This window comes from Actinomycetospora sp. (assembly GCF_055612215.1).
Genome location: NZ_JBVPVA010000973.1, coordinates 1 through 9,036, shown reverse-complemented (window position 1 = coordinate 9,036; position 9,036 = coordinate 1). Strand labels below are relative to the sequence as shown.

The following is a 9,036-nucleotide window of genomic DNA, read 5'->3' as shown; positions in this document are numbered from 1 at the left end:
CCCCCGCCGCCCCCGCCGCCTCGGCCGATTACGACGGCCCGGCCGCCGGGAGGCGCCGACGGCGCGCACGGCGCCCGCCCGGCGGGGTCCCGGTGCGGCGGTCGAGGAACACCAGGCTCGCCACCCCGGTCGCGGCGGCCAGCAGGACGGAGAGCTCGCCGATGGTGTCCCAGGCGCGGATGTCGACCAGGGTCACGTTGACGACGTTCTGGCCCGCGCCGAAGGCGTAGGCCTGCGACGGGAAGGCCAGCGACACCGCGGGCAGCGTCCGGGCGCCGAGCGCGGTCGCCCCGAGCAGGGCGATCAGCACCCCGATCGGCGCGGCGATCGCGAGCCGGGCCAGCCGGCGGCGCGGCGTGTGGTGCTCGGTGATCACCGGCGGGAGGCGCCGCAGCACGAGGACGACCACGACGAGCGTCATGGTCTCGACGAGGGCCTGGGTCAGGGCGACGTCCGGCGCGCCGGCCAGGGCGAAGATCACCGCCACCGCGTAGCCGAGGCCGCCGACCAGCAGGACCGCGGACAGGCGGCGGCGCGCGAGCGCGGCGGCCGCGGTGGACACGACGGCGAGGACCGCGGCGACCAGCTGCGCCGGGGAGTCCGCGACGCGGTCGACCCGGATCCCGCCGAGCGCCCCGGTCGCCACCAGCGCCACGCCCGGCCCGGCGAGGAGCACCCCGAGGACGGTGCACACGACGACGGCGAGCGACCCGCGCTGGGTCTGCGCGGTCACCCGCAGCGCGCCCGTCTCCAGGGCGTGCACCAGGGCCCGCCAGGTGACCTCCGAGCGGATCGCGGCCAGGGGCCGCGGGGCCGCGACCACCCGGGCCGCGACGCGGGGCAGCGCGGCGAGCACGCCCAGGACGACGGCCAGCAGCGAGAGGCCCAGGGCCAGCGCGTTGCCGGGCAGGAGCGAGAAGTCGAACAGCACCGGGTAGCTCGGGGGGAGGGTGTCCGCGTACCGGACGAGCAGGGGGGCGAGCAGCGCGGCCGCCGGCCCGGCAGCGAGGCAGGCCAGGCCGAGCAGGACGGGCGACGCGACGAACAGCGGCCCGGGGCGGATCCACTGCGTGCCGGCGCGCTCGGTGAAGGCGGTCGTGAAGGCGCCGAGGACGAACCGGGTGCTGTAGGCGACGGTCAGCACCGATCCCAGCACGACGACGCCGAGGAGCGTGTCGTCCCAGGCGCCGTAGGAGTCGTGCAGGAACGCCTCGAACGCGCCCTCCTTCGTGACGAACCCGAGCAACGGGGGGATCCCCGCCATCGACGCGGCGGCGAGCGTGCCCGCGACCGCGAGGACCGGGGCCCGCCGCCCCAGACCGGAGAGCTCGCGCAGATCGCGGGTGCCGGCGCAGCGGTCGATGACGCCGACGGTGAGGAAGAGCGTCGACTTGAACAGCGCGTGCGCCACGACGAGGCCCAGCGCCGCGAGCGCGCCGTCGCGCGTGCCGGCCCCGGCGAGCAGGACCATGAAGCCGAGCTGCGACACGGTGCCGTGGGCGAGGAGCAGCTTGAGGTCGTGCTGGCGGGCCGCGACCACGCCGCCCAGGAGCATCGTCAGGCCGGCCAGCACCGCGATCAGCGGCCGCCATCCCGCCACGTCGGCGAACCCGGGCGCGAGGCGCAGCACCAGGTAGACCCCGGCCTTGACCATCGCCGCGGCGTGCAGGAACGCGCTGACCGGGGTGGGCGCGGCCATCGCCGAGGGCAGCCAGAAGTGGAACGGGATGAGCGCGGACTTCGACAGCGCCCCCACCAGCACGCACACCACGCCGGCCGTGACCGCCGTGCCGTGCAGCTGCGGGCCCGCGGCGACGAGGCCCGAGAGCCGGTAGGTGCCCGCCGCCTCCGCGAGGACGACGAGCCCGACGAGCCCGACGAGCATCGTCAGCCCGCCCGCAGCGGTGACGAGCAGCGCCTGCATCGCGGCGGCGCGGCTCGCCCGCTTGTGCGCGTCCTGCCCCACGAGCAGGAACGAGAAGATCGTCGTGAGCTCCCAGCAGACGTAGAGCACGACGACGTCGTCCGCCCACACCAGCGCGAGCATCGCGCCGGCGAAGGCGACGAGGACCCCGGCGAACCGTCCGAGCCCGGACGACGAGGGGGTGAAGTAGCGGGCGCAGTAGAGGACGACCAGGGCGCCGACGCCGGTGACGAGCAGCGAGAGCGTGGCCGAGAGCGCGTCGAGCCGGACGGCGATCTCGACGCCCAGGGCCGGGATCCAGGTGACGCTCTCCTCGACCTGCCCACCGGCGAGCACGATCGGCAACCGCGTGAGGATCCAGGCGAAGGCCGCGGCGGGCACGAGCGCGAGCAGGGCGAACGCCCGGCGACCGAGGGTCCGGACGAGGGTGGGAGCGAGCAGGGCGGTCAGGGCGTGGACCCCGATCAGCACCAGCACGTACCGCTCCCTCGTTCACCCACCGTCGCCGACGATGCTACCGATCGGGGTCGGACCGTCCGTTCCGTCGGACTCCCGCCGCGGGCGGCGACCGAGCGCGTCGAGCGCCGTCGCGCGCTGCCGGTCGGCGAGCCCGCGGCGGTCCGCACGGTCGACGACGACCTCGACGACCCGGAGCCCGGGCCGCCCGGTGGGCGCGAGTGCCGCGGTGAGCTCGCCCGCGCCGGCGGGTGCGGTGTGCTCGACGTGGTGGGCGCGGCAGAGCGCGGCGAGATCGGTGCCGTGCGGGGTGGCGAAGACCCGCTCGAAGGCCGCGGCGTGTGCCGGGGCGCCCTGCTCGAGCGTGGCGAACACACTGCCGCCGTCGTCGTTGGCCACGACGACCACGAGCTCCGGGCGGGGCTCCTGCACGCCCACCGCGAGCCCGCCCGCGTCGTGCAGGAAGGTCACGTCGCCGAGCAGCGCGTAGGCGGGGGCCCCGTGGGCGAGCGCGGCGCCGGTGGCGAAGGACACCGCGCCGTCGATCCCGGAGACCCCGCGCGCGGAGACGACGGTGAGGTCGGCGCGCGGGCGGGCGGCCAGGGCGACGTCGCGCACCGGGCTCGACGAGCCGACCACGAGCAGGGCCCCGGGCGGCAGCGCGGCGACCACGGCCGCCGCGAGCGCCGGGCCGGTGCCGTCCTGCGCCGCGGTCGCCACCGCGTCGGCCACGTGGGCGTCGGCGGCCGCCATCCGCGCGCCGTAGGCCTCGTCGACGCCCCACGCCGGGGGCGGGGGCAGCGCACCGACCTGGGCGGCGGTGCCGGCCACGTCGGTCCACCCCGGCCGGGCCGCGCCGCCGGCGGACGTCGACGGCACGACGACGACCTCCACCCGGGGGTCGGCGAGCAGCCGCGAGACTGGCCGGTGCAGCGTCGGGCGCCCGAGGACCACCACGCGCTCGGGCAGCAGCTCCGCCGCGGCACCGGTCAGCGCGGCGTCGAGCAGCCGCGCGCCGGCCCGCAACCCGCGTCCCCACAGCGGCGAGGTCGGTTCGGCGACTACGGGCACGCCCGTGGGCAGGCCGTCCGGGGCGGCGGCGCCGTGGCCGGCGACCACGACGGTCGGGACCGCGGCGGTGAGGTCCAGGGCGCCCACCCGGGGCGTGTGCGCGGCGACGCGGGTCCACGGGCCGCCGTCGGGACGCCCGGCCGCCCAGGCGGGCAGCCCGGGGTCCTCGGTGTCCTCCCCGACCAGCGGCTCGCGCAGCGGCACGTCGAGCTGGACCGGGCCGGGATCGGCGGTGCCGGTGCCCGCGGCGCGGTCGAGGACCCGGCAGATCGCGGCCCGCCAGCCGTCCGCGGCCCGCGCGCGCTCCTCGGCGAGCGGCAGCACCACGCTCGCGCGCACCGCGCTGCCGAACAGGCCGGCCTGGTCGACGGTCTGGTTCGCGCCGGTACCCACCAGCTCGAGCGGACGGTCGGCGCTGACGACGACGAGCGGCACCCCGGCGTGGGAGGCCTCGAGCACCGCGGGGTGCAGGTTCGCGACCGCGGTGCCGGAGGTGACGACGACGGGCACCGGGCGCCCGGACGCCACGGCGAGCCCGACCGCGAGGAAGCCGGCCGAGCGCTCGTCGATGCGCATGTGCAGGCGCACCCGCCCGGCGGCGTCGGCGGCGTGGACCGCCAGCAGCAGCGGCGCGTTGCGCGAGCCGGGGCACGCGACCACGTCACGGACCCCGCCCCGGACCCATTCGTCGACGACCACGCGGGCCTGCACCGTCGACGGGGTCACGGCGCGCGAGCGTAATGAGCGGGCGGCGTCCCGGCCGCGCGGAGCACGACCGTCACACCGCCGACGACCCACGGCGACCGCGTTCCGGCCGGCAGGCGCGCCGGTCGAGCGGCGGTGGACCGGGTCGAGTGACACCCGTGTGGTTGGTGAGGCGTGTGGGGACGCATCGCGCTCCGGCTGACGGGGTTGCTGGCGGTATGCCCGCTCCGCGTCGACGCCGGCCCGTGTCCGTCCCGGTCCTGCTCTGGGTGCTCACCGCGGCGACGGTGCTGCTCCTGGCGAGCGGCGTCGCCGCCACCGGCGCGCCCTCGACGCCCGCCCCCGGGACCCCGGGGACCGACGCGCAGCGCTGGGACCCCGACCTCGCCGGCAGCGCCGTGCGCGTCCAGGTCGCCGGGGGCGCCGCGCGCCTCGCGACGCCGCGCGACGGCGGGCCCGAACGGTCGGGGAGCCTGCGCGGCGCCCGGCGCCAGGGCTTCCTCGACCTCGGCGCGCACACCTTCGCCCGCGCCGTGAACCGGGTCGACGTCCCCGTCACCGCCGACCTGCCGCCGGGCACCTCGGCCGTCGCCTCGGTGCGCGGGCGCGACGACGCCGGGCGCTGGTCGGAGTGGGTGCCCGCCACCCCCGGTGCACCCGCGCTGCTGCCGGTCCCGAGCCGCACCGTCGCCCTGCGCCTGACCCTCGCCGCACCGGGCACGGACGCGGGCCCGACCGTGCGGGCGGTGTCCGTGCGGGCCGACCGCGAGACCGGTGCGCAGCGGACGCTGACCCCGCGGGCCTCCTACCGGGTGTTCGCCACGCGGGAGGGCCTCGTCGGCGGCACGACGGCGAACGGCCACGTCATCACCGAGAACGACCAGTTCGTCGCGCTGCCCTCCGGGCAGGCCCTCGACGGCGACGGCAAGGGCGACTACAGCGTGCGGCTGTGCACCGCGGCCGGGCGCTGCGCCACCGTGCCCGTCTGGGACATCGGGCCGTGGAACACCGACGACGACTACTGGAACGCCGCCCCGCCGCGCACGAAGTTCACCGACGTGCCGCAGGGCACCCCGGAGGCCCAGGTCGCCTACACCGACCACTACCACGACGGCGAGGACGGCTTCGGGCGCACGGTGAAGAACCCGGCCGGGATCGACGTGGCCGACGGCACGTTCCGCGCGCTCGGGCTCGGGGACAACGGCTACGTCACCGTCGACTACCTCTGGACCGGCCGCGCCGGGGAGGCCCCGGGCGACGTCCACCTCGGCACCGCCGACAGCCCGCAGGCCCCGGTCACCGTGCGCGCCACGCCGTCGACCGGGGGCACCGACCAGGGCCTCGTCGCGAACGCCGCCCAGGTCGACGTGCAGTGCCACGTCGCGGGCGACGCGGTGACCGGCCGCCACGGCACCAGCTCGGACTGGCTGCGCCTCGACACCGACCGCTACGTGCCCGCCGCCTGGGTGGTCACGGCCACCCCGCCGCCCGCCTGCTGACCGGCGGGCGCCCCTGCGGGCCTCGCTAGGCTTCGTGGACATGGCGACGGTGGCGGAATGGGTCGAGGGGGCGCGACCCCGGACGCTCCCGAACGCGATCGCGCCGGTGATCGCCGGGTCCGGCGCGGCGGCGTCCGCGGACCTCTTCCGGCCCCTCGCCGCGGTCCTCGCCCTGGTCGTCGCGATCGGCATGATCATCGGCGTCAACTTCGCCAACGACTACTCCGACGGCATCCGCGGCACCGACGACGACCGGGTGGGGCCGATGCGCCTGGTCGGGTCCCGGACCGCGACGCCGGGGGCCGTGCGCACCGCGGCGTTCGTGTCGCTGGGGATCGGCGCGCTCGCCGGGATCGCGCTGCTCGCCGTGAGCGGCGCGTGGTGGCTGCTGCTCGTCGGCGCGCTGTGCCTGGCCGGCGCGTGGTTCTACACCGGCGGCTCGAGCCCCTACGGCTACCGCGGCCTCGGCGAGATCGCGGTGTTCCTGTTCTTCGGGCCGGTCGCCGTGCTCGGCACCGAGTACACCCAGTCCGGCCGGGTGAGCGGGCTGGGCATCGGCGCCTCCGTCGGGGTGGGCCTGCTCTCGTGCGCGGTGCTCGTGGCGAACAACCTGCGCGACGTCCCGTCGGACACCGTCGCCGGGAAGCGGACGCTCGCGGTGATGCTCGGCGAGCGCGACACCCGGGTGCTCTACGCCGCCCTCGTCGTGATCCCGCTCGGCATGAGCCTGGTGCTGAGCCTGCGGGCGCCCTGGGCCCTCCTGGGACTGGTCGCGCTCCTCCTACTCGTCCCCGCCCTGCGCCGTGTGCTCGGCGGGGGACGCGGGCCCGCGCTCATCCCGGTGCTGCGCGACACCGGGCTCGCGATGCTGGTCTGGGCGATCGGGACGGCGGTCGGGCTGGCGATCGTCGCCGCGTGAGCAGCGCCGGCACGCGGCGTCGCCGATCTTGACCGGCCGCATCCGACCCCCTAGCGTCCGCACCACATCGTGGTCCCTCGGACTACCTGGTGGAGCACACTGGAGGCGACGTGAGCGAGCCGCCCGGTGACCAGAACTCGCCGATCCAGGTCCTGACGAAGGCCGTCCGGGTCATGGACTGCTTCACGGTGGACAGGCCGGTGCTGCACCTCTCGGAGATCCGGGAGCGCACGGGGCTCCCGACCACGACCTGCGCGCGGATCCTCCGCTCCCTCGTCGCGGAGCACCTGCTCGACCGGGAGGGCGACCACTACCGGGCGGGCCTGCGGGTCGTCGCCTGGGCGGCCTCGGCCTCGACCGCCTCGGAATTGATCGCGATGGCCGGCCCGGTCCTGGCGGCACTGCGGGACGCCACGGAGGAGACCGCGGGTCTCCAGGTCCGCCACGGCGGGCACCGGATCACGGTGGCGCTGGAGGAGTCGCGACGGCCGATCATCTATCGCGGGCGGGTCGGCGAGGTCATGGCCATGCACACCGGCGCTTCGGGGAAGGTCATGATGGCCTTCGACCAGGAGGCCTTCGACGCGGCGGTGCAGGTCGGGCTCCCGCGGTTCACCGATCGCACGCTCACCGACGCGGAGGCGCTACGGGCCCAGCTGCCCGCCATCGCGGACGCGGGCGTCGCCGTGTGTCGTGACGAACGGGAGCCCGGGTTGAGCTCGGTCGCCGCGCCGGTCTTCGGCAGCGGAGCCGGGCTCGTGGCGGCCATCTCGCTGGGTGTGCCCACCTTCCGTCTCGGCGACGCCGACGAGCCCCACGTCTCCCGCGCCGTGGTGGCGGCCGCGGCCGACCTGTCGAGCCGCCTGGGCAACGTCGACGCCTTCGCCGCCGGGACGGCCTGACCCTCCGCCCTCGGGCTCCACGTCGGTGTCGTCGCCCGACGCCGGTGACGTGCCGCGGACCGCCCATCAGGTGGCTCTCCGTGGCGGCCCCCGGTTCCGCCGCTCCGTGCCCGTACGCAGCACGCCCTTGTCACGACGACGCCGTGCGTCCTATGCTCGCCACATCGTGGTTCATGGAACCACATTGTGGTTGCATCGAGAGGCGCCGCCGCCGTCGAGGACGCGCTGCATGGCGCCGCCGAGGAGGTCGACATGACGAGCGAGCCCACCGCGCAGCTGCGCCGACTGTTGGCGGCCGACGAGTTGGTCCGGGCTCCGGGCGTGTTCGACGGGTTGAGCGCACACCTGGCGCGGCGCGCGGGGTTCCCGGCGGTGTACTTCACCGGCGCGGGAGCCTCGGTCGCCGGCTTCGGACTGCCCGACATCGGCCTGGTCACCGCGACCGAGATGCTGGAGCGACTCCGGGTCGTGGTGGAGGCCGCCGGAGTGCCGGTGATCGCCGACGCCGACACCGGTTACGGCAACCCGATGCACGTGGCGCGCACCGTCCGGGACTACGAGCGGGCCGGGGCCGCCGCGGTGCAGTTGGAGGACCAGGCGTTCCCCAAGCGCTGCGGACACATGGCCGAGAAGCAGGTCGTGGACACCGAGCAGTTCGTCGCCTCGCTCCGCTCCGCGCTCGAAGCGCGCCGCGAGGGGACCGTGATCGTGGCGCGGACCGACGCCCGCGGCCCACTCGGCATCGACGAGGCGCTCGCCCGTGCTCGGCGGTACGAGGCCGAGGGGGCGGACGTCGTCTTCGTCGAGGCCCCGCAGTCGCCGGCCGAGGTCGAGCTGATCGCTGCCGCGGTGAGCGCCCCGTTGCTGTTCAACAGCGTCGCGGGTGGCCTGTCCCCGGACATCGACGACGAGGTGCTGTCCCGACTCGGGTACCGCATCGCGATCCACCCCGGCGCGCTGCTGTTCGCCGCCGCCGACGCCATGGCCACGGCGCTGCACCGACTCGGCGGCCCGCCCCCGGCCGCGCTCACCGGCCCCGGTGACCTCTTCGAGGTCGTCGGTCAGGCCGGGTGGCGGGCGCTGGACGAGCGCTACCGGGTCCCCACGCGATAGCCGCCCCGGCCATCCCGACCGAAGAGGAGCCCGACATGGGCATGACGATGATCGAGAAGATCCTCGCGCGCGCCGCAGGCCGCGACCAGGTCGCCCCCGGCGACACGGTGGTGTGCGAGGTCGACATGAACGTCCTGATCGACCTGCAGTTCCAGCGCTGGACCACACCCCTGACGATCGCGGATCCGGACCGCACCGCGATCGTCCTCGACCACGCCGTCCCGGCGCCCTCGCTGGTGGACGCCGACAGCGGCCGACGAGCCAGGGCCTTCGCCCAGCAGTTCGGCGTCGACCGCTTCTTCGACGTGGGCCGGCACGGCATCTGCCACCAGGTGATCGCCGAGAACGCGCTCGCCCTGCCCGGCCAGGTGCTCACCTGCACCGACTCGCACACCTGTGCCGGCGGGGCGTTCAACAACGCCGCCCGCGGCCTCGGCCTCGTCGAGG

At 76.3% G+C, this 9,036-nt stretch carries 7 protein-coding genes; 5 read left to right on the top strand and 2 right to left on the bottom strand.

The genetic code is table 11. From position 1 onward, the window contains the following. Positions 1-28 precede the first annotated feature (28 nt). Together mbhE and menD are read right to left on the bottom strand one after the other, a co-directional pair. The gene (gene mbhE, locus AC0CYZ_RS26520) at positions 29-2,401 is read right to left on the bottom strand and encodes a hydrogen gas-evolving membrane-bound hydrogenase subunit E (RefSeq protein ID WP_472220934.1); all 2,373 of its coding nucleotides are present in this window, start codon (positions 2,399-2,401) and stop codon (positions 29-31) included. 15 nt (positions 2,402-2,416) lie between these two features. Continuing rightward, positions 2,417-4,177: a 2-succinyl-5-enolpyruvyl-6-hydroxy-3-cyclohexene-1-carboxylic-acid synthase gene (menD, locus tag AC0CYZ_RS26515; RefSeq protein WP_472220932.1), complete on the bottom strand. Its 1,761-nt coding sequence runs from the start codon at positions 4,175-4,177 to the stop codon at positions 2,417-2,419. 224 nt (positions 4,178-4,401) lie between these two features. Here menD and AC0CYZ_RS26510 point away from each other — a divergent pair, with 224 nt between their 5' ends. The 5 genes from AC0CYZ_RS26510 to AC0CYZ_RS26490 form a co-directional block, all read left to right on the top strand. Next, entirely contained in the window at positions 4,402-5,655 is a 1,254-nt protein-coding gene (locus AC0CYZ_RS26510) for a hypothetical protein (protein WP_472220930.1), read from the top strand. A 40-nt stretch (positions 5,656-5,695) separates the two neighbouring features. Beyond that, positions 5,696-6,574 carry a 1,4-dihydroxy-2-naphthoate polyprenyltransferase gene (locus AC0CYZ_RS26505; protein WP_472220928.1) on the top strand — a complete coding sequence of 293 codons (879 nt, stop codon included), beginning with the start codon at positions 5,696-5,698 and terminating at the stop codon, positions 6,572-6,574. A 110-nt stretch (positions 6,575-6,684) separates the two neighbouring features. Then, positions 6,685-7,476 (top strand): IclR family transcriptional regulator, encoded by a 792-nt coding sequence (locus AC0CYZ_RS26500; protein ID WP_472220926.1) that lies wholly within the window; start codon positions 6,685-6,687, stop codon positions 7,474-7,476. 252 nt (positions 7,477-7,728) lie between these two features. Continuing rightward, positions 7,729-8,589: an isocitrate lyase/PEP mutase family protein gene (locus tag AC0CYZ_RS26495; RefSeq protein ID WP_472220924.1), complete on the top strand. Its 861-nt coding sequence runs from the start codon at positions 7,729-7,731 to the stop codon at positions 8,587-8,589. A 35-nt stretch (positions 8,590-8,624) separates the two neighbouring features. Further along, positions 8,625-9,036: aconitase family protein (locus AC0CYZ_RS26490; protein ID WP_472220922.1), on the top strand; the 412-nt coding region annotated here is incomplete at its 3' end.

Excerpts from the sequence above, each read along its gene's own strand:
- AC0CYZ_RS26505 (WP_472220928.1), top strand. The coding sequence starts at position 5,696 with ATGGCGACGGTGGCGGAATGGGTCGAGGGGGCGCGACCCCGGACGCTC.
- AC0CYZ_RS26495 (WP_472220924.1), top strand. The coding sequence starts at position 7,729 with ATGACGAGCGAGCCCACCGCGCAGCTGCGCCGACTGTTGGCGGCCGAC.